A 23,274-nucleotide genomic window follows, 5' to 3' on the forward strand; every position below is an offset into this window, starting at 1 on the left:
GCGCCATGGACCCCGCCGCCGGATTGCCGGCCTGGGCCATCGCAGCGTGGGTCACGCTCAAGCTCGCCGGGCTGACCACGCTGCTCCTGTTGCTGCTCGGCATGCCCTTGGCATGGTGGCTGGCGCGCACCCGTTCGCCTTGGCGGGTGCCGATCGGCGCATTGGTCGCCCTGCCGATGGTGCTGCCCCCGACCGTGCTGGGTTTCTACCTGCTGATCGGCCTGGCACCCGACGGGCCGCTGGGACGGCTTGCGTTCGCCACCGGCATCGGCAACTTCGCGTTCACCTTCGAGGGCATCCTGTTCGCTTCCCTCCTGTACTCGCTGCCGTTCGTGGTGCATCCGCTGCAGGCCGGTTTCGCGGCGATCCCGGCCAGCGTGCTGGAGGCCGCCGCCACCTTGCGCGCAGCGCCGCTGGATCGCTTCCTGAGCGTGGTGCTGCCCCTGTCCCGGCCCGCGCTGGTGACCGCCAGCCTGCTCGGATTCGCGCACACCGTCGGCGAGTTCGGCGTGGTGCTGATGGTCGGCGGCAACATCGAGGGCGAGACCCGGGTCCTGTCGGTCCTGCTGTACGACCAGGTGGAAGCGATGGTCTACGACGAGGCCCATGCGCTCGCCGCCGGGCTGCTCGTGTTCTCGTTCGTGCTGCTGTTGCTGATGCAATGGCTGGGCAGGCGCACGGCGGTGGCCGATGGCTGAGTCCGCGCATGCCATCGAGGTCCGGCTCGCCCTGTCGCGCGGGGCGTTCCGGCTGGACGTCGACCTGCAACTCCCCGCCAACCGCACGACGGTCGTGTTCGGCCCGTCCGGTTGCGGCAAGAGCACCCTGTTGCGCGCCATCGCCGGGCTGGAACCGGGTGCGCGCGGCCGCATCCGGGTGGACGGCACGGCCTGGCTGGACGAGGCGCACGCGCTGCCGCCGCATCGCCGCGCGGTGGGCGTGGTGTTCCAGCACGCCGCCCTGCTGCCGCACCTGAGCGTCGACGGCAACCTCCGCTACGGCTGGCAGCGCGCCGGCGCATCCGCGGACCTGCTCGCCACCTGGATCGAACGCCTCGACCTCGCCCCGTTGCTGCACCGGCGGCCCGATGCCCTGTCCGGCGGCGAACGCCAGCGCGTCGCGCTCGCCCGTGCCTTGGTGACCGCGCCGCGGCTGCTGCTGCTCGACGAACCGCTGAGCGCGCTCGATGCGGACCGGCGCGCGGAGATCCTGCCCTACCTGGAGGCCGTGCGCCGGGAGGCCGGCATCCCGGTGGTGCACGTCACCCACGCGATCGAGGACGTGGCGCGGCTCGCCGACCACCTCGTGTTGCTCGAGGGCGGGCGGGTCCTGGCATCCGGGCCCGCGCTCGCCCTGCTCAATCGCCACGACCTGCCCACCGCGTTGCGCGAGGATGCCGGCGTGGTGCTGGATGCGACCGTCGAGGCCCGCGACGCGGACGGCCTGCTGGACCTGCGCACTGCGGCCGGCTTGCTGCACGCGCACGGCTCCGCGCACGCCCGGGGTACGCCACTGCGGGTGCGCATCCAGGCCCGCGACGTGAGCCTCGCGCTGCATCGCCACGACGATTCCAGCGTGCTCAACCTGCTGCCGGTCACCCTGCTCGGCCTGGCGCCGCTCCCGGGTGGCCAGGTGCTGGTGCGACTGTCGGCGGACGGGGCGCCCTTGCTCGCGCGCGTGTCGCAACGCTCGGTGGACCGGCTGCAGCTGCAGGTGGGTCAGTCGGCATGGGCGCAGGTGAAGGCGGTCGCCGTGCTGTTGTGACCCCGCGACGCGGCGCCGCCCGTAAAATGCGCGGATGACCGACGACGCCATCCGCCCGGCCTTCCACGGGCACGAACAGATCCCGCTGCGCGAATACGCCGAGCGCGCCTACCTCGACTACTCGATGTACGTGGTGCTGGACCGCGCCCTGCCCTTCGTGGGCGACGGCCTGAAGCCGGTGCAGCGGCGCATCGTGTATTCGATGAGCGAGCTGGGCCTGCACGCGGCCTCCAAGCCGAAGAAGTCCGCGCGCACCGTCGGCGACGTGATCGGCAAGTACCACCCGCACGGCGATTCCGCCTGCTACGAGGCGCTGGTGCTGATGGCCCAGCCGTTCTCCTACCGCTACCCGCTGATCGAGGGCCAGGGCAACTTCGGTTCCAGCGACGACCCCAAGTCGTTCGCGGCGATGCGCTACACGGAATCCAAGCTGTCGCCGATCGCGGAAGTGCTGCTGGGCGAACTCGGGCAGGGCACGGTGGACTGGACGCCGAACTTCGACGGCACCCTGGAGGAGCCGACCTGGCTGCCGGCGCGCCTGCCGCACCTGCTGCTCAACGGCACCACCGGCATCGCGGTGGGCATGGCCACCGACGTGCCGCCGCACAACCTCAACGAAGTGGTCAGCGCCTGCGTGCGCCTGCTGGACGACCCCGACGCCAGCGTGCGCGACCTGTGCGAGCACGTGCGCGGCCCGGATTACCCGACCGCCGCCGAGATCATCACCCCGGCCACCGACCTGCAGGCGATCTACGAGACCGGCACCGGCTCGGTGCGTGCGCGCGGCGTGTTCGTGAAGGAAGCCGCCAACATCGTCATCACCCAGCTGCCCTACCAGGTCAGCCCGAGCAAGGTGATCGAGCAGATCGCCGCGCAGATGCGCGCGAAGAAGCTGCCGTGGCTGGAGGACATCCGCGACGAGTCCGACCACGCCAACCCCACCCGCATCGTGCTGGTCCCGCGCAGCAACCGGGTCGACGCCGAACAGCTGATGGGGCACCTGTTCGCGACCACCGACCTGGAGAAGAGCTACCGGGTCAACCTCAACGTGATCGGGCTGGACGGCCGCCCGCAGGTCAAGCACCTCAAGCTGCTGCTGTCGGAATGGCTCACGTTCCGCCAGGACACCGTGACCCGCCGGCTCAAGCATCGCCTCGACAAGGTCGAGCGCCGCCTGCACCTGCTGGAAGGCCTGCTGGTCGCCTTCCTCAACCTCGACGAGGTCATCCGCATCATCCGCACCGAGGACGAGCCGAAGGCCGCGCTGATCGCGCGCTTCGCCCTGTCCGACGAGCAGGCCGACTACATCCTCGACACCAGGCTGAAGCAGTTGGCGCGGCTGGAGGAAATGAAGATCCGCGGCGAGCAGGACGACCTCGACCAGGAGCGCGATCGCCTGATCGCCATCCTCGGCAGTAAGGCCAAGCTGAAGAAGCTGGTCAAGGACGAGCTGCTGGCCGATGCGAAGAAGTTCGGCGACGCGCGGCGCAGCCCGCTGGTCGCACGCGAGGCGGCGCAGGCGCTGGACGAGACCGAACTGGTCGCCAGCGAGCCGATGACGGTGGTGCTCAGCGAGAAAGGGTGGATCCGTGCGGCCAAGGGCCACGACATCGACCCGGCCTCGCTGGCCTATCGCGATGGCGACGGCCTGCTGGCCGCGGTGCGCGCACGCAGCACCCAGCAGGTCGCGTTCCTCGACGCCACCGGCCGCAGCTATTCGACCGCGGTGCATACCCTGCCCTCGGCGCGCGGCAACGGCGAACCGCTGACCGGGCGCTTCACCCCGCCGGCAGGCGCGGGCTTCCAGGCGGTGGCCAGCGGCGACCTCGACAGCCGCTTCGTGGTCGCCAGCTCGCACGGCTACGGCTTCGTCACCCGCTTCGAGAACCTGACCGGCCGCAACAAGGCCGGCAAGGCGCTGCTGTCGCTGTCCGAGGGCGCGCGCGTGCTGCAGCCGGCCGCGGTGGCGGACGTGGCCGCGGACCGCATCGTGGCGGTCACCAGCGCCGGCCACGTGCTCGCGTTCCCGCTGGCCGAACTGCCCGAACTCGACAAGGGCAAGGGCAACAAGCTGATCGAGATCCCGAAGGCCAAGCGCGGCACCGAGAAGGTGGTGGCGATCGCGGTGGTGCCGCCGACCGGCAAGCTGCAGGTGAAGTCCGGCGCGCGCACCATGACCCTGTCGTTCCGCGAACTCGACGAGTACGTCGGCGCCCGCGGTTCGCGCGGCGGGCTGTTGCCGCGCGGCTGGCAGAAGGTGGACGCGCTGGCGGTGGAGGCATGAACCCGGAGTTCTGGCACCAGCGCTGGGCCGGGCACCAGATCGGCTTCCACCAGTCCACCCCCACGCCGCTGTTGCTGAAGCACTGGCCTGCACTCGGCATCGCGCCCGGGGCGACGGTGTTCGTGCCACTGGCCGGCAAGTCGCTGGACATGGCCTGGCTGGCCGCGCAGGGCCATCCGGTGCTGGCGGTCGAGCTGTCGCAGGTCGCGGTGGATGAATTCTTCGCCGAACACGGCCTGGTGCCCGAGGTCGAGGCCACCCGCCATGGCCTGCACCACCGCGCCGGCGGCATCGAGCTGATCCGCGGCGACGCCTTCGACCTGGATGCCGGCCTGCTGTCGCGCTGCGCGGCGGTGTTCGACCGCGCTGCCCTGATCGCCCTGCCCCCCGCACTGCGCGCCCGCTACGTGGGCGAGCTGTACGCCCGGCTGCCGCGCGGCTGCCGTGGCCTGCTGGTGACCCTGGAGTACCCGCAGGCCGATCGCGACGGCCCGCCGTTCAGCGTGCAGGAAGACGAGGTCCAGGCGCTGTACGCCGGCGACTGGACCGTGGACCTGCGCGAACGCCGGCAGATCCTGCCGGACCATCCCGGCTACGTCGGCGGCGCCTCGCGCCTCGATACGGCGGTGTACGGACTGGCGCGGCGCTGAGGCCCTCGCGCCCGGCTTGATCCGGGTCAACGCGGCGGCCCCGGCAAGCGCCTAGGCTTGTCCGCATGCCGCAAACCGCCCTCGCCTTCGACGCCGACCTCCTGCGCCGTTACGACCGGCCCGGACCGCGTTACACGTCCTATCCGACCGCCCCGCAGTTCCGCGCCGACTTCGGCGAAGCCGACCTGCGCGCCGCCGCTGCCGCCAGCAATGGCGACCCGATCCCGCGGCCGTTGTCGCTGTACGTGCACGTACCGTTCTGCCACAGCCCGTGCTTCTACTGCGGCTGCAACCGGGTGATCACCCGCGACCAGGCGCGCGGCGACGCCTACTTGACCCGGCTGGAGCGCGAGATCGCGCTGGTCGCCCCGTTGTTCGACCGCGACCGGCGCGCGGTGCAACTGCACTTCGGCGGCGGCACCCCGAATTTCCTGTCGGCGGCGCAGCTGGCCGAGGTGGTCGGCGCGATCCGCGGGCAGTTCCGCTTCGCCGATGCCGACGACTGCGACATCTCGATCGAGCTGGACCCGCGCTACTGCGACCCGCGGGACATGCCGGTCCTCGCCGCTGCGGGCTTCAATCGCGCCAGCCTGGGCGTGCAGGACTTCGACCCGGCGGTGCAGCGCGCGGTGAACCGCGTGCAGAGCGTCGAGGAAACCCGGGCGATCGTCGATGCCTGCCGCGCGGCGGGGATGCGCTCGGTCAACATCGACCTGATCTACGGGCTGCCCGGGCAATCGCTGGAAGGCTTCGGCCGCACCCTCGACATCGTCACCGCGATCCACCCCGACCGCCTCGCGGTGTACAGCTATGCGCACCTGCCGCAGCTGTTCAAGCCGCAGAAGCAGATCGACGAAACCCTGCTGCTGGATGGCGAGGCCAAGCTCGCGCTGCTGCAGCTGGCGGTGGAGAAGCTGACCGCGGCCGGCTACGCCTACATCGGCATGGACCACTTCGCGCTGCCCGGCGACGAGCTGGCGATCGCCAAGTCGCGCGGCGGCCTGCACCGCAACTTCATGGGGTACACCACCCACGCCGACAGCGACCTGGTCGGGCTGGGGGTGTCCGCGATCAGCCACGTCGGCAACACCTTCAGCCAGAACCCGCGCGACCTGCCGTCGTGGGAGGCCGCGATCGATGCCGGCCACCTGCCGGTGTTCCGCGGCATGCGCCTGGACGAGGACGACGAACTGCGCGCCGACCTCATCCAGTCGCTGATGTGCCAGGGCGAGATCCGGGTCAAGGACCTGCAGGACCGCTACGCGATCGGCTTCGCCGAGTACTTCTCGCAGGAACTCGCCCGCCTGCAGCCGCTGGTGGAGGACGGGCTTGTGACGATGTCCCCGGAATCGATCCGCGCCACGCCGCGCGGGCAGCTGTTGTTGCGTAATATCGCGATGTGCTTCGACCGCTACCTCGACCAGCCGGTGACCGACGCCCGCCCGCGCTTCTCGCGTGCGATCTGACGCCTGCCCGGAGCGCCCGATGAGCCAGGTGCCGTTCCCGCGCTTCAACGCGCGCGCGATGGCCGACGATGGCGACGAGCTGCAGTTCTGCTCCACCTGCGCCTTCTCCCATGCCTGCCTGTCGCAAGGCATGGACAAGGCGGCGCTGATGGACCTGCACGTCCTGGTCGAGCACATCGGACCGTTCCATGCCGGCGACCGCATCTTCTCCGAGGGCGACCCGTTCGACGCGATCGCCGCGGTGCGCGCGGGCACGGTCAAGACCTGCGTGAGCGAGCGCGACGGCCACGAGCACGTGCTCGGCTTCCACTTCCCAGGCGAAGTGATCGGCCTCAACGCCATCGACGGACACCGATATCCCTGCGACGCGGTGGCGCTGGACACGGTGATGCTCTGCCGCTTCTCGTTCCCGAAGATGTCGATGCTGGCCGCGCGCGTCCCCGGCCTGCAGCGCGAACTGTTCCGGCTGCTGAGCCGCGACATCGGCCGTGCCGCCCTGCTGTCCGGCGACTGGACGGCCGACCAGCGGGTGGCGGCGTTCCTGGTCGGGGTCTCGCGACGGCTGGCAGCCCGGGGCTTCTCCGCGAACCGCTTCCAGCTGACCATGGCCCGGGCAGACATCGCCAATTACCTGCGGCTCGCGCCCGAAACCGTGAGCCGGGTGCTGCGGCGCATGCAGGACACGGGGCTGCTGGCGGTCGATCGGCGCGAAGTGCAGTTGCTGGACCGCGCCCAGATCGATGCATTGGCGGCCCCCGTGCTGCGCGAATAACGTCGCCATGCCTGCGGGGCCATCGCCTCCGCGCGCAATCTCGGCAACGCTTGACCTGCGACAGGGCGCGGTGCAACGCCGCCCCGGAAGATCGATGGCAATCTCCACTGCCGGAATCCGCCATGCGACTCCCGCTTGTCGCCTGCCTCGCCTGGGGCATCCTCGCCAGCCCGCTTGCCCATGCCGTCGAGCCGCCAGCCTCCTCGGCGGCCAAGCCATGGATGCTCAACCTGCGCTATCGCCATGAACACGTGGACGACGACGCATTCGCACGACCGGCCGAGGCCGACACCCTGCGGGTTCGCGGGAGCCTCGCGCATCGATTCTCCCCGCGCTGGACCGGCTTCATCGAAGCCGAAGGCGTGGCCGAACTCAACGACCGCTTCAATTCGACCGCCAACGGCCAGGCCGCATATCCGGTGGTCGCCGATGCACGCGCCCTGGAAATCAACCAGGCATGGCTGGACTGGGCCGGCGAGAGGGCGGCAGCCCGCGTCGGCAGGCAAGCCATCATCCTCGACAACGCCCGTTTCATCGGCAACGTGGCGTGGCGGCAGAACATGCAGACCTTCGATGCCGCCCAGCTCAAGCTGAAGCCGACCAAGGCACTGGAGTTGCAGGCGATCTACCTGGATCGCGTGCACCGGGTGAACGGCGACGAGGCACGCGATCCGCTGGCGCGCGAACGCCGGCTCAGGGCGCCGCTGCTGCGCGTGTCGCATGCGGTGCCCGGCGGCAGCCTGGTGGGCTACGGCTACTGGATCGAGGACCGCGATGTCGCCAGCGCCTCGACCCGTACCCTTGGCCTGCGCTGGAGCGCCTCGCGCGTACTGTCGAAGGACTGGAAGGGCGGGCTGGTGCTGGAACGCGCGCAACAGGCGCCATGGGCGGATGCGGACGGCGGTTCCGCCGCATACATGCTGGTGGAGCCCCGCCTCGAGCGCGGCAGCCTCGTGCTGAAGGCCGGTTGGGAGCGACTGGGGGCGGGTCGCGCACGCGCATTCCAGACCCCGCTGGCGACCCTGCACGCATTCAACGGCTGGGCCGACAAGTTCCTGGCGACCCCCGCAAACGGGCTGCGCGATACCTACGTATCGGCCCAGGGCGGGTTGGAGATCGGCAGCCGCAAGGGCAAGTGGGAGGTCGCCTTCCACGAGTTCCGAGGCGCTCGCGGCAACCTCCGCTACGGCAGCGAACTCGACGCGTCGCTCGGGGTGACGCTACGCCCGGGACTGGACGTCCTCGCGAAGCTGGCGCACTACCGCAGCGACGGCTTCGCACGCGACACCGACAAGCTGTGGCTGCAGGTGGAATGGACACCGTGATGCTGCCGCAAGGATGCCACCGCGCCGCCATGCGCATGCGGTTGACCTACGTCATGGAGTCCGCCGGCCGCGCCGCGTGACCATGCCACCGGTCTTCCACCGGGAGTGTTCCCATGTCCACCACCAAACGCCTCTGGCTGGGCCTCGGCGCCCTGCTCGTCGCGAGCTTCGCCGTCATGCTCTGGCTTGGCGGCGACCTGTTCCGCACGAAACCCCCGATCCCCGAACGGGTCGTCACCACCACCGGCGAGGTGGTCTACACCCGCGACGACATCCAGCGCGGCCAGGTGGTCTGGCAGAGCATGGGCGGCATGCAGTTGGGATCGATCTGGGGCCACGGCGCCCTGGTCGCGCCCGACTGGTCCGCCGATTGGCTCAAGCGGGAGGCGCTGGCCTTGCTCGACCAGGATGCGCTGGCCGCCACCGGCAAGCCCTATGCGGCGCTGGATGCCGCCGAGCAAGCCAAGCTGCGCGCCATCCTGCAACCGCGCCAACGCCGTAACACCTACGATCCCGCCAGCGGCGACCTGGTGGTCGACGCAGCCCGGGCGCGTGCCATCGCCGGCGTGGCGGCGCACTACGAGAGCCTGTTCTCGTCCGATCCGGCCACCGCCGGCCTGCGCGAGACGTACGCGATGAAGGACGACACCGTGGCCGACGCCGGCAACCGCCGCGCGCTCACCGCGTTCTTCTTCTGGACCGCATGGGCGGCGGGAACCGAACGCCCGGGCGCGACGCACACCTACACCAACAACTGGCCGTACGAACCGCTGGTGGGCAACGCCCCCACCTCGGGCACGTTCATGTGGTCGGTGTTCTCGCTGGTGTTCCTGCTCGGCGGCATCGGCCTGATGAGCTGGCACTACGCCGTGTACCACGGCCGCGAGGAGAAGGCGCGGCCGCCGGTACGCGACCCGCTGCTGGGGTTGGTGCCGACGCCCTCGATGAAGGCGACCGCGAAGTACTTCTGGGTGGTGATCGCCCTGTTCCTGGTGCAGATCCTGCTGGGCGCGATCACCGCGCACTACCAGGTCGAGGGACGCGAGGCCTACGGGTTCCAGCTGGCGGAGGTCATCCCCTATTCCTTGTCGCGCAGCTGGCACACGCAACTGGCCGTGCTGTGGATCGCCACCGCATGGCTGGGCACCGGCCTGTACATCGGCCCGGCGATCTCCGGGCACGAGCCACGCTTCCAGCGCGCGGGCGTGAACTTCCTGTTCGCCTGCCTGCTGGTGATCGTGGTCGGCGCGTTCGCCGGGCAATGGTTCGCGGTGATGCAGAAGCTCGGGTTGGCGAACAACTTCTGGTTCGGCCACCAGGGCTGGGAGTACGTGGACATCGGGCGCTTCTGGCAGGCCTTCCTGTTCGTGGGCCTCTTGCTCTGGCTGGTGCTGGTGGGTCGCGCGCTGTGGCCCGCGCTCAAGCGCCGGGACGAAATGAGCTCGATCGTCGGCCTGCTGTTCCTGTCCACGGTGGCGATCGGCCTGTTCTACGGCGCGGGCCTGATGTGGGGCGAAGGCAGCCACATCTCGGTGGTCGAGTACTGGCGCTGGTGGGTCGTGCACCTGTGGGTCGAGGGCTTCTTCGAGGTCTTCGCGGTGGCGGTGATCAGCTTCCTGTTCGTGAAGCTGGGCCTGGTCCGCGGCGCGACGGCGACCAACAACGTGCTGTTCGCCACCATCATCTACCTGTTCGGCGGCGTGCTGGGGATGTTCCACCACCTGTACTTCGTCGGCACGACCACCGCCGGCGTCGCCTTCGGCGCCACCTTCTCCGCGCTCGAAGTGGTGCCGCTCGCGATCATCGGCCTCGAGGCGTACGACACCTGGAGCCACAGCCGGGCCACGCCGTGGATGGCACGCTACAAGTGGCCGATCATGTTCTTCCTCGCGGTCAGCTTCTGGAACCTGGTGGGTGCTGGGCTCTTCGGGTTCCTGATCAACACGCCGATCGCGCTGTACTACATGCAGGGCCTGAACCTGACGCCGTTGCACGGACACACCGCCTTGTTCGGGGTCTACGGCATGCTAGGCATCGGCCTCATGCTGTTCTGCCTGCGCGGGTTGAAGCCGGCGAGCTGGTGGCAACCGGGCCTGCTGCGCGGGGCCTTCTGGTCGCTCAACATCGGCCTGGCGTTGATGGCGCTGCTGACCCTGTTGCCGATGGGCACACTGCAGCTCCAGGCTGCGCTGGAGCATGGCTATGCGTATGCGCGCAGTGCCGAATTCATGGGCAAGCCGATCTTCGACGTGCTGGTGTGGATGCGCATGCCGGGCGACCTGATCTTCAGCGCCGGTGCGCTGCTGCTGGCGGTGTTCGTGCTGCGCCAGTGGATCGCGGCCAGGCCCGACCCGGCGCACGCCGCCGATGCGCAGGATCGCGCCCCCTGACCCGGGCCAGGCGCATGCAAGACGACGTGGGCGGCCAATGGCCGCCCGCTGCGTTTCCGGCACCCAGGTGACCTGCGTCAACGACAGGCCATGGCCACGCGACGCAGACTGTACGCATGCCCGAACCGCACACGCCCCGCGCTACCGCACCACTGTCTCCGGCCCTGCTAGCCGCTGCCCCGCATCGCCTGCTGTTCTTCGTCGGTGCGTGCAACGTGCTGCTGGCAATGGGTTGGTGGCTGCTGTGGCTGGTGGATGCGCGGTGGCACGCCATCGGATTGCCCACGGACGGCCCGTGGGCCGGTTGGATGCATGCCTTCGTCATGCAGTACCAACTGCTGCCGCCCTTCATGTTCGGCTTCCTGCTCACCGTGTTCCCGCGCTGGATGGGCCTGCCGGAATTGTCGCGCTGGCACTACGTGCCGGTCGGCGCTGGCCTGTTCGGCGGCCAGTTGGCGGTGCTGGGCGGGATGCTGCTCGGGCAGCCGGCGATGGTCTTCGTCGGCGTGCTCATGAGTACCGCGGGCTGGGGCTACGGCCTCGTGCAACTGCTCCGCCTGCTGCTCGCGGAGCGTCGTGCCCACCGTGGGCCGACCTGGCATGCATGGTCCGCATTCGCGGCGATGGCGCTTGGCCTGGCCGGCCTGCTGTGCATGCTGGCTTCGCTGTTCGACGCCGGCCCGTGGCCGGTGTTCATCGCGATCAAGCTCGGCAGCTTCGGCCTGCTGCTGCCGATTTACCTCACGGTGGCGCATCGCATGTTCCCGTTCTTCGCCGGCAATGTCGTGGCCGGCTACCGACCCTGGCGCCCGCTGTGGCTGCTCGGCGCGGCATGGTTCCTGCTGCTGGGCCACCTCGGCCTGGAGTTGGCCCACGCATACGCCTGGCTCTGGCCGGTCGACGCCACCCTGGCGGTCGGCAGCGCCTGGGTCCTGTGGCGCTGGTGGCCACGCAACCAGGCGCCCGGCCTGCTCTGGGTGCTGTTCGCCGGGTTCGCCTGGCTGCCGGCCGCGTTCGCGCTGTATGCCACGCAAAGCGTGCTGTACGGGATCACCGGCGAGTTCCTGCTCGGCCGGGGCCCGGCGCACGCCCTCTACATCGGATTCTTCGGCAGTTTGTTGGTGGCGATGGTGACCCGGGTCACCCAGGGCCACTCCGGCCAACCCTTGGCGATGCCCGCCGTGGGCTGGTTCGCGTTCGCGGCGCTGCAACTGGTCGCCGTGGTGCGGATCGGTTCGGAAGTCGTTGCGGATGCATTGGCCTGGAACGCCGTGGCGGCGGCAGGCTGGCTGCTGGCATTCCTGCCCTGGGTGTTGCGCTCGACGGCGATCTACCTGCGGCCGCGCGTGGACGGCCGCCCCGGGTGAACCGATGAGCGCACTGCTGGCCTACTACCCCGAGATCAAGTCGGTGCACGTGCATGCCGCGCTGTGCAGCGGTGCGCTGTTCGCCTTGCGTGGCGGCGCCGCGCTGGCCGGCGCACGCTGGCCACGGTACTGGCTGGCGCGCTACCTCAGCTACGGCATCGACAGCGTGCTGCTGACGGCGGCCACCATGCTGTTCTCGATGCTGCCGGCGGGGATGTTCGCCAACGGCTGGCTGGCCGCGAAACTGCTGTTGCTGGTGGGCTACGTCGGGCTCGGCATCCTGGCCATGCGCCCGACGCGCCCGCCGCGCCAGCGCACCGGCTTCTACCTTGCCGCGCTCACCGCCTACGGATGCATCTACGGCATCGCCCGCAGCCACCATCCGCTGGGCTGGCTCGCGGGCTGGATGGGCTGAAGGCCGGCCACGCCGACGGTCACCAGTCGAACACCAGGGTGGCCGCGACACTGCGGCCGGGACGGGTGTAGAAGTCCAGCGGCGGGCTGGCATCGGCGGGATTGACATTGCGCGCCGCGTTCCAATCCCAGTAGCGGCGATCGGCCAGGTTGCGCGCCGCCAGCTGCAGGCGCAGGCCCGGCGCGAGTCGCCACCAGGCGTACGCATCCAGCACCGCATGGCCCGGCGCATGGAACAAGGGACTGGCGGACTCATCCAGCGCGCCTTGCCGCGCGACCACCGTCGCCATCACTTCGAGCCCGACGCGATCCGAGGCGAGCTCCCAGGATGCGCCCAGCACCAGTTTGCCCGGCGCCACCGAATTCAACGGGCGGTCGCGCGCCTCATCGCGCCCGCGCGCCCATGCCGCCGAAGCGCTGATGCGCCATTCTCCGCGGATGTCGGGCACCCAGTCCAGCTGCGCCTCGATGCCGCGGATGCTGGCGCGCGCGCGGTTCACCGACTGGAACACCAGGGCGCCGCTGGCGGGATCCACGCCCAGGTTCGCGCGCGATTCGATCAGGTCCCGGTAGTCGTTGCGATAGGCCGAGACGCTTGCTTGCAGGCGTTCGCCCTGCCAGCGCCAGCCCGTCTCCAGGCCCTGGCTGGTCTCCGGCTTCAGGCCAGGGTTCGGGCGGACCTCGTAATTGAGCAATTGCAACGACAAGCCGATGTTGACGTCGCCGAACGGCGGTGCGCGGAATCCGCGCGCGTATTGCAGGAACCAGGTCGCATGCGCGCCCGGCGTCCAGCGCAGCCCCAGCTTCGGCGTCCACGCCGCGTGCGCGAGGTCGTGGACCTGCACCGTCGGGTAGTCCTCGCGGAACAGCGCGTCGGCTTCGGCATCCAGCCGATAGCGTTCCCAGCGCACGCCCGGGACCACGGCGAAGGCATCGCCGATCCCGATCTCGTCCTGCCAGAACAGGCCGAGCGTGCGGCTGCGGCTGGTGGGGAAATCACGCACCGGGAATCGCTCGCCGAGCACCACGTTGCTGGTCGCGCCGGTGGCGAGGTTGGTTTCGCGGCCGTCGCGGAGACCGCCGTAGCGTTGCACCGCATATTCGATGCCGAACACGTGCCAGTGGCGCAGGCGCCCGCCATCCCGCCGCACCTGCCCCATCCACTCGATGCCGCTGCCGTCCTGGTCCAGTTCGAAACGGCGCTCGCGCAAGGAAGGGAAGCGCGTGGTGCGATCGGCGAGGCGCTCCTGCGCGGTGTCCTGGCGGATGTGGTTGCGCTGCGCGTAGAGCAGCAGTTGCGAGGCGTCCAGCCACCCGCCGGCACCCCAATCGCCCTGCAGGCTGAGCCGGTCGCGGCGGAAGCGGTCATCGCCCAGCAAGGACGTGGTGGTGTTGAAGCGCCCGGGTCCGAAGCGCAAGGAGCGCACGTCGGTCCGAACCTCCCCGCTCGCATGGTCGAAGGTCGCCGTCCAGCGGGCCGCCGCGGCCTCGTCCAGCACCACCTTCGCCAGGATGCCGTCGCGCCGGTAAGCGGCGGGATTGGCGGGCATGCGGGTCGACATGTTGCCGGCCTCGTTGCCCTCGCGCCTCGAGACTTGCAGCAGGCCCTGCAAGCGCGCCCCGCCGGCGACCGCCACCGAGGCCAGGCGACCGTTGTCCAGGCTGCTCCAGCCAACCCGTCCGCCGACGTAACGGCTCGCGTCCACGCGATCCAGCAGGTCCTGCGGATCGCGGGTGCGGAACACCACCACGCCGGCCAGCGCATCGCTGCCATACAGGGTGGATGCCGGCCCGCGCAGGATCTCGACGCGCTGCACGGCATCGACCTCGAGCAGGTCGCGCCCCGCCGCGGCGAACTGCCCGACCGAGAACGCATCGGCGACCGGCACGCCATCGACCTCCATGCCGACCCGGTTGCCGTCGAGGCCACGGATCGACAGCCCCTGCGGGCCGAAGCGCGCGGCATCGACGGGAACGTCCACCCCGGGCTGGTAGCGCACCAGTTGGGGCAGGTCCTGCACCTGCCGGCGCTCGATCTCGGCACGATCGACCACATCCACCGTGGCGGCCACCTGGCGCAGCGGTTCCGCCACCTTGCTCGCCACCACCACCACGCGATCCAGGTCGTATGGTGCCGCAGCGCGGCCATCCGGGCCTTGCTGGGCCAGCGCGGTCCCGGGCAATGCGCAGGCCATGGCGAGCACGAGCGGATGGACAGCGGGAATCAGTGCGGACTTGGGCATCGCAGGTTGCGCATGGAGGCGGCGAAGCCAGTCTAGGTGCCGCCCATCCGCGATGGTGCCGCCCACGGCGGCGATTCGCGTGGCGCTTGACCTAGGTCATCCGCATGCGGCGCATCGCGGATCGAGAATCCCTGCATGGCCGCTGGCCAACCATTCCGAAGCACGCCTTCGATCGCGGGGAGTCAACCAGCATGAAACGCAACTACGCACTCACCGGCGTGGTGCTGGCGCTGTTCGGCGGGATGTCCGCCTACGCCGCCGGCCAGATCACCAACGAACGTCCGCCCAAGGGCCGCATGGAAGCCGGCGAGGCCAGCTACCTGGCCAACTGCGCGGCCTGCCACCAGCCCACCGGCAAGGGCCTGCCGGGCGCCTTCCCGCCCCTGGCCGACTCCGACTACATGCGCAGCCTGCCGACCGACAAGCTGGTCGGCATCGTGCTGCATGGTTTCTCCGGCAAGGTGACCGTCAACGGCGCCGACTACGACGGCGTGATGCCTTCGTTCGCGCACCTCAAGGACAGCGAGATCGCCGACACCCTGACCTATGCGCTGAACGCGTGGGGCAACGCCGGTGGCAGCATCAGCGCCGACCAGGTCGCCGCGGCGCGCGGCGGCAAGACCCAGGACGCCGCCAAGGCGGGCACCAGCACGCCGGAAGCCAAGTACCAAGGGGCGCCTAGCACGGTCACCGTGGCCGACACCCAGACCACCGCGGCAGGCGGCCCGCCACCGCTCACCGACGATGAGCGCACGCGTTCCGCGCAAATCTTCTTCGAGCGTTGCGCGGGCTGCCACGGCGTGTTGCGCAAGGGCGCGACCGGCAAGCCGCTGACGCCCGACATCACCCGCGCCAAGGGCACCGACTACCTCAAGGCGCTGATCAACTTCGGATCGCCGGCGGGCATGCCCAACTGGGGCACGTCGGGCGAACTCACGGCGGGCGAGATCGACATGATGGCGCGCTTCCTCCAGCACGACCCGCCAGCGCCCCCGGAATGGGGCATGAAGGAGATGAGGGAGAGCATGCAGGTCTTCGTGCCGGTGGAGAAGCGGCCGAAGAGGAAGATGAACGCGATCAACACCGACAACATCTTCGCGATCACCCTGCGCGACAGCGGCGAGGTCGCACTGGTCGACGGCGACACCAAGAAGATCATCAACATCGTCAAGACCGGCTACGCGGTGCACATCTCGCGCACCTCGCACTCGGGGCGCTACCTCTACACCATCGGCCGAGACGCGCGCATCGACCTGATCGACCTGTGGATGCCGGTCCCCGACAAGGTGGCGGAAATCAAGATCGGCCTGGAGGCGCGCTCGGTCGAGACCTCCAAGTACAAGGGCTACGAGGACAGGTACGCGATCGCCGGCGCCTACTGGCCGCCGCAGTACGTGATCATGGACGGCGAGACCCTGGACCCGCTGAAGATCGTCGCGACCCGCGGCATGACCGTGGACACCCAGGAGTACCACCCGGAACCGCGCGTCGCCGCGATCGTGGCTTCGCACGAGCACCCCGAGTTCATCGTCAACATCAAGGAGACCGGGCAGATCCAGCTGGTGAACTACGAGGACATCGGCAACCTCAAGATCACCACCATCGGCGCCGCCCGCTTCCTGCACGATGGTGGCTGGGACGCCACCCGGCGCTACTTCCTCACCGCCGCCAACCAGAGCGACAAGATCGCGGTGGTGGATTCGCGCACGCAGAAGCTGGCGGCGCTGGTCGACGTGGACAAGATCCCGCATCCGGGGCGCGGCGCCAACTTCGTGCACCCGACCTGCGGCCCGGTGTGGGGCACCTCGGCGCTGGGCAACGACAAGATCACCTTGATCGGCACCGACCCCGCCAAGCATCCGAAGCACGCCTGGAAGGTCTGCGAGGTCATCAAGGGCCAGGGCGGCGGCTCGCTGTTCATCAAGACCCATCCGAAGTCGCGCAACCTGTGGGTGGACACCCCGCTCAACCCCGATCCGAAGGCCAGCCAGTCGATCGCGGTGTTCGACATCGGCAACCTCGCGGCGGGCTACAAGGTGCTGCCGATCGCCGAATGGGCGAACCTCGGCGAAGGCCCCAAGCGCGTGGTGCAACCCGAGTACAACGCCGCGGGCGACGAGGTCTGGTTCTCGGTGTGGAACGGCAAGAACCAGCGCTCGGCGATCGTGGTGGTGGACGACAAGACCCGCACGCTGAAGGCGGTGATCGACGACAAGCGGATCATCACCCCCACCGGCAAGTTCAACGTGCACAACACCGTGGGCGACGTGTACTGATGGGCCTGTCGACCCCGCCGGCGACGCCGGCGGGGCCTGCCACGCGGCCCTGACTTCGATCAAGGCGGGACCATGCGGCAGTCGCCAGACTGCCGCGTCCCGACTAGCGGCCACCGCCATGGATCCGACGCCCGCCACCCCCGGCATGCTCGATGCCTGCTTCCTCGGCCCCTACGCCGAGAACGACGGCCTGCTGGAGAAGCTGGTCGTCGAGTTCCTGCGCGACCATGTGTACTGGCGGCGCAACTTCCATCCCGAGGATCCGCCGGCGATCCCCACCGACGCCGCGTTCGACCCCGGCTACCGCGCGTTCGAGGCGCGCATGCGCCGCGAGCTGCACCAGCTGTCGGCCGCGCTGAAGAAATCGGTGCCGTTCCACAGCCCGCGCTACATCGGGCACATGGCCTCGGACCTGCTGTTGCCCGGCCTGGCTGCGCAGATCCTGACCCTGCCCTACAACCCCAACAACGTCAGCGAGGACGCAGCGCCGGTGACCGTCGACCTCGAGGTCGAGGTCGGCCTGCAGCTGGCGCGGATGGTCGGCTATCCGCACGATCCCGACCGCGACCCCTGCGCGTTCGGCCACCTCACTTCCGGCGGCACCCTGGCCAACTACCAGGCGCTGCGGCTGGCGCTGGCGCTGAAGGCCTTCCCGATCGCGCTGCGCGCCGCCGGCGTGCCCGATCTCGACTTGCCGGACGACGACTGGACGGCATTCAACCTCGGACCGTCGGCGGCGACCGCGCTGGTCGTGCGCTGGAAGGATTGGCTGGCGGCGCAGCCCGCCGGCGCGCACCGCGCGTGGAAGGCGAAGGTCGAGGCCGAACGCATCGAGCGCCGCGGCCTGGTCGATTTCTTCGCCGCGCATCCCGACCTGCGGGTGCCGTGGGTGCTCGCGCCGATCACCGCGCACTACTCGTGGTCGAAGGGGATGAAGCTGCTCGGGCTGGGTCGCGCGCAACTGCGGCTGATGCCCGAACGCGACATGCGGCTCGATCCGGCGGCGCTGCAGGAGACCCTCGAGGCTTGCCTGCGCTTGCGCCAGCCGGTGCTGGCCGCGGTGGGCGTGTTCGGCACCACCGAGTACGGCACGGTCGACCCGATCGACGCCCTGGTCGCCGCGCGCGACGCGTGGCTGCCGCGCGGCCTGGGGTTCTCGGTGCATGTCGATGCCGCCTGGGGCGGCTACCTCGCGACCCTGTTCCGCGAACCCGACGGCAGCCTGCGCCCGCGCGAGGCCGTGGCCGAAGGCTTCGCGCGCTTCCCGCGCCCGCACGTGCATGCGGCGGTCGAGGCGCTGGCCGCGAGCGACTCCATCACCATCGACCCGCACAAGCTCGGCTACCTGCCCTACGGCGCGGGCGCCTTCCTGTGCCGCGACCATCGCGCGATGGCGCTGCTCGCGGAATCCGCGGACTACGTCTTCCACGACCATGCGCCGCGCGGCTACCGCGCGCGCTACCGCAACCTCGGCCAGTTCATCCCGGAAGGGTCCAAGCCGGGCGCGAACGTCGCCGCGGTGTACGTCACCCACAAGGTGCTGCCGCTCGACCACGTGCACTTCGGCCAGTTGCCGGCGCAGACGGTACGCGCCGCCGAGGCCTTCCACGCGGAGGCGCTGGCGTTCGCCGCGCGCGTGCGCGACCGGGTGCGGGTGGAGGTGCCGTTCCCGCCGGACAGCAACCTGGTGTGCGTGGCCTTCAACCCGGTCGGCAACCGCGACATCGCGGTGGCGAATGCCTTCGCCCGCCGGCTGCACGACGAGCTGCGGGTGGACCCGCGCGCCCCGCTGCAGGACCGCAGCTTCTTCGGGTCGGCCACCACCTTGCGCCCGCAGGCGCTGGGCGAGGCCGGCATGCACCGCATCCTGGATGCCCTCGGGCTGGACCCGGCCGCCGAGGGCGATGCCGAGGACCACCTGGTGATCCTCCGCCACACCTTGATGAACCCGTGGCTGATCGACCGCCACAACGGCATCAGCTACATCGCGCTCTACTTCCGCCACCTCGAGCAGCGAATCGACGCATTGCGTCCTGCCTAGGCGACGGCCCAGGCCGCGCCCGCGAACACCAGCACCATCGCCACGATCCCGGGCAGCAGGCGTAGCGCGAAGCCGCGCCCGCCGGTGGCCCAGGCCACGCCCAGCTTCATCGCGGAATTGGTGGCCAGCGCCAGCACGATGCCCTGCACCGCCTGCGCCGATGTGATGCGCCCGGTCGCGGCCAGTTGCGCGGCCGATGCGGTGGCCGCGTGCACGTCGGCCAGGCCCGAGACCGCCAGCGTCGCCTCCAACGCGGCCGGGCCCAGCCAGGCGAGCATCGCCGCCGAACCGACCAGCACCGCCGCCACGACCGCGACGAACAGCAAGACCTGGCGGGGTTCGAAGGCGCGCCCTTCCAGTACGCCATCGTGGCCATCCGCGCCGCGCGAGGTCCATGCCGCCACGCCGGCGAACGCCAGCACCACCGCCCCGGCCGACAGCAGCGGCCAAGCCAGGGGCACCAGCAGGCCGGGCGCCAGCGCCGCGACCACGATCCCGATCTGCACGATGGTGCTCACGTTCGAGGCGATGGCCCCGCTCGCGCTGGCGGTGGCCAGCGCCGGCAGGCGCCGCGCGCGCGCGCCCATCCCGCCGATCGTCGCCGTGCTGGACACGAAGCCCCCCGCCAGCCCGGCCAGCAACAGCCCGGCACGCGGCCCGAACGCGCGCAGCGCGACATGGCCGGCGGCATTGATCGCCATCACCAGCACCACCAGCAGCCACAGCTTGCGCAGGTTGAGGACCTGCCATGGATCCAGGCTGCGGTCGGGCAACAGCGGCAGCACGATCGCCGCGGCAGCTGCGAGCAACAGGGCGTCGTGCAGTTCCTGGTCGGTCAGCACCCGCTGCACGAAGCGATGGACGCGCGACTTCGCCGCCAGCAGCAGGGCGACGCCGACGCCGAGCCCGGCCGCGAGGGCCAGCTCGCGCATGGCCAGCACGCCGATCAGGAACACCACCAGCATCGCCACTTCGGTGGTCAGGCCCGGATCCGCGTCGCGGCTGCCGCGATAGGCCGTCAGTGCCGCGAGGGCCACGAATCCGCCGGCCAGCGCGATGCCGATCCCGCCCACCCGTTCCGCCAGCGCACCGGCGAGCGCGATCAGCGCGAAGGTGCGCACGCCGGCCACCCCATGCCCGTCCTCGGCGCGACGGCGCTCGCGCTCGACGCCGACCAGCAGGCCGATGCCGACCGCCACCGCGAGCCCGCGCAGGGTGTCGAGGTCGGCCGTCATCGTCGTTGCGCCGGCAGCGGCAAGCGCGGGCCGCAGCGGCTCAGGCGCGCGGGCGCGCCCGCGAGGCCTTGTGCGCGTCCTGCTCGCAGCCGCTGGCGGGGGTGCGCAGCGCGGCTTCGTCGAGGACGCGGACGTGGCGCCCGCGGACGTCGATCACGCCATCCTCGTGCAGCCGGCTGAAGCCGCGGCTCACCGTCTCCAGCGCCAGCCCCAGGTGGCGCCCGATCTCCTCGCGGCTCATCGGCAGGTGCACGTCCTCGCCCGACTGGCCGATGCGGCGGTAGCGGTCGCGCAACCCCAGCAGGAACAGGGCGATGCGCTCGCTGGCCTGGCGCCGCGACAGCACGTCCACCAGGTCGTGGTCGCGGTCGGAACTCTGGCCCATGACCCGCAGCAGCTGGCGCTGCAGGCTGGGCAGCTGGGCCGCGACGGTGGCCAGGCTGCTGAAGGGCAACTCGCAGACCTTGGCGTCCTCCAGCGCGATCGCCTCGCAGCGATGCCGCCCGGAGCCCACCGCGTCCAGGCCGAACAGCTCGCCCGGCAGGTGGAACCCAAGCACGTGCTCCTCGCCGGATTCGTTGATGACCACCGTCTTGAACGTGCCCTCGCTGGCCACGAACACCGAGCCCAGCGCGTCGCCGGCACGGAACAGGTGGTCGCCGCGGTGCAGCGGTCGCCGCTTCTGCACCAGGGTGTCCAGCCGCCCGAGGTCGTTGCGGTCGATACCCGCCGGCAGGCAGAGCTGCGCGAGCGAGCAATCCGCGCAACTGCGGCGCAAGCGGGCGAGGTCTAGCTGGGAGACATCGTGCATGGGCCTTGATACCCCCGCGGGGTATGATACGCGCTCTAGGTCGACGGTCATTATGGTCGATATCAGGCCAAAGCGCAGGGCCGCGGTGGCATATTGATCTTGATCAAGGGGCATCCCGCGACCGGCGGGATAATTCGGGCGCATTCCAGGTGGAGGTTCGCATGCAAGCCATGAGCGGTACCTATAACGACAAGGTGGTGAAGCAATTCGCCATCGCCACGGTGCTGTGGGGAATCGTGGGCATGCTGGTCGGCGTGATCATCGCCACCCAGCTGTACTGGCCCCATCTCTTCGAGGGCATCCCGTGGTTGAACTATGGACGCCTGCGGCCGTTGCACACCAACGCGGTGATCTTCGCGTTCGGCGGGTCGGCGCTGTTCGCCACCAGCCTCTACGTGGTCCAGCGCACCAGCCACGTGCGGCTGCTCAGCGACAAGCTGGCGGCCTTCGTCTTCTGGGGCTGGCAGCTGATCATCGTCGCCGCGGCGATCACCCTGCCGCTGGGCTTCACCCAGGGCAAGGAGTACGCCGAACTCGAGTGGCCGATCGACATCGCCATCGCGGTGGTCTGGGTGGCCTACGCGGTGCTGTTCTTCGGCACCATCGCCAAGCGCAAGGTCAGCCACATCTACGTGGCCAACTGGTTCTACGGCAGCTTCATCATCGCCGTCGCCCTGCTGCACATCGTCAACAACATCTCGATGCCGGCCGGCGCGCTGAAGTCGTACTCCGCCTACAGCGGCGCGGTCGACGCGATGGTGCAGTGGTGGTACGGGCACAACGCGGTGGGCTTCTTCCTGACCGCCGGCTTCCTGGGAATGATGTACTACTTCGTGCCCAAGCAGGCCGGGCGCCCGATCTACTCCTACCGCCTGTCGATCATCCACTTCTGGGCGCTGATCGCGGTCTACATGTGGGCCGGCCCGCACCACCTGCTGTACACCGCGCTGCCCGACTGGGCGCAAAGCCTGGGCATGGTGTTCTCGCTGATCCTGTTGGCCCCCAGCTGGGGCGGCGCGATCAACGGGATCATGACCCTGTCCGGCGTGTGGCACAAACTGCGCACCGACCCGATCCTGAAGTTCCTCGTCGTCTCGCTCAGCTTCTACATGATGAGCACGTTCGAGGGGCCGATGATGTCGATCAAGACGGTCAACTCGCTGTCCCACTACACCGACTGGACGGTGGGCCACGTGCACGCCGGCGCGCTGGGCTGGGTGGCGATGATCTCGATCGGCTCGATCTACGCGCTGATGCCGCGGATGCTGGGCCTGAAGGAAATGTGGTCGACCAAGCTGATCGACACACACTTCTGGATCCATACCATCGGCGTGGTGTTCTACATCGCCTCGATGTGGATCGCCGGCGTGATGCAGGGCCTGATGTGGCGCGCCACCAACGACGACGGCACCCTGACCTACACCTTCGTCGAGAGCCTGAACGCGACCTACCCGTACTACCTCGCCCGCCTGATGGGCGGCCTGATGGTGCTCTCGGGCATGTTCCTGATGGCCTGGAACGTATACAAGACCTACACGGTCGCCCAGACGACCGGCGACTTGCCGGTACTCGCCCCCGATCCGTCGCAAGCCCGCGCCTGAGGTCCTCGACATGAGCAACAACAGCAACGCCCACGAGAAACTCGAGAAGAACGTCGGCCTGATGGCCGTGCTGATCGCGGTGGCGGTGTCCTTCGGCGGCCTGGCGGAGATCGTGCCGCTGATGTTCCAGGCCGAGGCGATCCAGCCGCTGCCCGGCGTCAAGCCCTACCCCGCGCTGGAGCTGGCGGGCCGCGACGTCTACGTCCGCGAAGGCTGCTACAACTGCCATTCGCAGATGGTGCGCACCCTGCGCTTCGAGACCGAGCGCTACGGCCACTACTCGCTGGCCGGGGAGTCGGTGTACGACCGCCCGTTCCAGTGGGGCTCCAAGCGCACCGGGCCGGACCTGGCGCGCGTCGGCGGCCGCTACTCGGACGACTGGCACCGCGTGCACCTGAACAACCCGCGCGACGTGGTGCCCGAGTCCAACATGCCCAGCTTCCCCTGGCTCGCCGAGAACAAGCTCGACGGCCAGCAGCTGCAGGCGCACATGCAGGCGCTCAAGCGCCTCGGCGACCCCTACACCGACGCCGAGATCTCGGCCGCGGCCAAGGACGTCGAGGGCAAGACCGAGATGGACGCCGTGGTGGCCTACCTGCAGGGCCTCGGCAAGAACGCACCGAGGGGGGGCTGAG

General features: G+C 69.9%; 17 protein-coding genes. 14 read left to right on the forward strand and 3 right to left on the reverse strand.

Going from position 1 to position 23,274, the window contains the following annotated elements; translation table 11 throughout:
- Nucleotides 1–5: 5 nt before the first annotated feature.
- The 10 genes from modB to ON759_RS04470 all read left to right on the forward strand — a co-directional run bounded on the left by modB (nt 6) and on the right by ON759_RS04470 (nt 12,433).
- On the forward strand, nt 6–698 hold the full coding sequence (modB, locus tag ON759_RS04425; protein WP_271679153.1) for a molybdate ABC transporter permease subunit: 693 nt from the start codon (nt 6–8) through the stop codon (nt 696–698).
- A complete protein-coding gene (gene modC, locus ON759_RS04430) occupies nt 691–1,764 on the forward strand; it encodes a molybdenum ABC transporter ATP-binding protein (RefSeq protein WP_271679154.1) in 1,074 nt (357 codons plus the stop codon). Before modB ends, modC begins: the two co-directional genes overlap by 8 nt.
- A 34-nt stretch (nt 1,765–1,798) precedes the next feature.
- Nucleotides 1,799–4,048: a DNA topoisomerase IV subunit A gene (gene parC, locus ON759_RS04435; protein ID WP_271679155.1), complete on the forward strand. Its 2,250-nt coding sequence runs from the start codon at nt 1,799–1,801 to the stop codon at nt 4,046–4,048.
- Nucleotides 4,045–4,698 carry a thiopurine S-methyltransferase gene (locus tag ON759_RS04440; RefSeq protein ID WP_271679156.1) on the forward strand — a complete coding sequence of 218 codons (654 nt, stop codon included), beginning with the start codon at nt 4,045–4,047 and terminating at the stop codon, nt 4,696–4,698. Before parC ends, ON759_RS04440 begins: the two co-directional genes overlap by 4 nt.
- A 65-nt stretch (nt 4,699–4,763) precedes the next feature.
- Complete coding sequence (hemN, locus tag ON759_RS04445; protein ID WP_271679157.1) at nt 4,764–6,164, forward strand: oxygen-independent coproporphyrinogen III oxidase; 1,401 nt, start codon at nt 4,764–4,766, stop codon at nt 6,162–6,164.
- A gap of 19 nt (nt 6,165–6,183) precedes the next feature.
- Nucleotides 6,184–6,936, forward strand: coding sequence for a cyclic nucleotide-binding domain-containing protein (locus tag ON759_RS04450; RefSeq protein WP_271679158.1), 753 nt, complete (start codon nt 6,184–6,186; stop codon nt 6,934–6,936).
- Between the two features lie 122 nt (nt 6,937–7,058).
- Complete coding sequence (locus ON759_RS04455; protein ID WP_271679159.1) at nt 7,059–8,261, forward strand: alginate export family protein; 1,203 nt, start codon at nt 7,059–7,061, stop codon at nt 8,259–8,261.
- A gap of 113 nt (nt 8,262–8,374) precedes the next feature.
- The gene (locus ON759_RS04460) at nt 8,375–10,651 is read left to right on the forward strand and encodes a nitric-oxide reductase large subunit (RefSeq protein ID WP_271679160.1); all 2,277 of its coding nucleotides are present in this window, start codon (nt 8,375–8,377) and stop codon (nt 10,649–10,651) included.
- 116 nt (nt 10,652–10,767) lie between these two features.
- Nucleotides 10,768–12,018 carry an NnrS family protein gene (locus ON759_RS04465; protein WP_271679161.1) on the forward strand — a complete coding sequence of 417 codons (1,251 nt, stop codon included), beginning with the start codon at nt 10,768–10,770 and terminating at the stop codon, nt 12,016–12,018.
- A gap of 4 nt (nt 12,019–12,022) precedes the next feature.
- Nucleotides 12,023–12,433 (forward strand): SirB2 family protein, encoded by a 411-nt coding sequence (locus ON759_RS04470; protein WP_345780543.1) that lies wholly within the window; start codon nt 12,023–12,025, stop codon nt 12,431–12,433.
- Nucleotides 12,434–12,452: 19 nt separating this feature from the next.
- Here the strand turns inward: ON759_RS04470 and ON759_RS04475 are convergent, their stop codons facing one another.
- Nucleotides 12,453–14,675 (reverse strand): TonB-dependent hemoglobin/transferrin/lactoferrin family receptor, encoded by a 2,223-nt coding sequence (locus ON759_RS04475; protein WP_271679162.1) that lies wholly within the window; start codon nt 14,673–14,675, stop codon nt 12,453–12,455.
- 191 nt (nt 14,676–14,866) lie between these two features.
- Here ON759_RS04475 and ON759_RS04480 point away from each other — a divergent pair, with 191 nt between their 5' ends.
- Both ON759_RS04480 and ON759_RS04485 read left to right on the forward strand, forming a co-directional pair.
- On the forward strand, nt 14,867–16,951 hold the full coding sequence (locus ON759_RS04480) for a cytochrome D1 domain-containing protein (RefSeq protein ID WP_271679163.1): 2,085 nt from the start codon (nt 14,867–14,869) through the stop codon (nt 16,949–16,951).
- 118 nt (nt 16,952–17,069) lie between these two features.
- Complete coding sequence (locus ON759_RS04485; protein ID WP_271679164.1) at nt 17,070–18,992, forward strand: pyridoxal phosphate-dependent decarboxylase family protein; 1,923 nt, start codon at nt 17,070–17,072, stop codon at nt 18,990–18,992.
- On the opposite strand, the gene ON759_RS04490 is transcribed toward ON759_RS04485, so the two are convergent.
- Nucleotides 18,989–20,227, reverse strand: coding sequence for an MgtC/SapB family protein (locus ON759_RS04490; protein WP_271679165.1), 1,239 nt, complete (start codon nt 20,225–20,227; stop codon nt 18,989–18,991). The two genes, ON759_RS04485 and ON759_RS04490, sit on opposite strands and share 4 nt — an antisense overlap.
- A gap of 40 nt (nt 20,228–20,267) precedes the next feature.
- Nucleotides 20,268–21,038, reverse strand: coding sequence for a helix-turn-helix domain-containing protein (locus tag ON759_RS04495; RefSeq protein ID WP_271679166.1), 771 nt, complete (start codon nt 21,036–21,038; stop codon nt 20,268–20,270).
- Nucleotides 21,039–21,199: 161 nt separating this feature from the next.
- Between ON759_RS04495 and ccoN the strand changes: the two genes are divergently transcribed.
- Together ccoN and ccoO are read left to right on the forward strand one after the other, a co-directional pair.
- Entirely contained in the window at nt 21,200–22,639 is a 1,440-nt protein-coding gene (ccoN, locus tag ON759_RS04500) for a cytochrome-c oxidase, cbb3-type subunit I (protein WP_425608443.1), read from the forward strand.
- Between the two features lie 10 nt (nt 22,640–22,649).
- On the forward strand, nt 22,650–23,273 hold the full coding sequence (gene ccoO / locus ON759_RS04505; protein ID WP_271679168.1) for a cytochrome-c oxidase, cbb3-type subunit II: 624 nt from the start codon (nt 22,650–22,652) through the stop codon (nt 23,271–23,273).
- Nucleotide 23,274: the final 1 nt, after the last annotated feature.

Origin of the sequence: Thermomonas mangrovi, assembly GCF_028201335.1 — a bacterium.
Taxonomy (GTDB): Bacteria; Pseudomonadota; Gammaproteobacteria; order Xanthomonadales; family Xanthomonadaceae; genus Thermomonas; species Thermomonas mangrovi.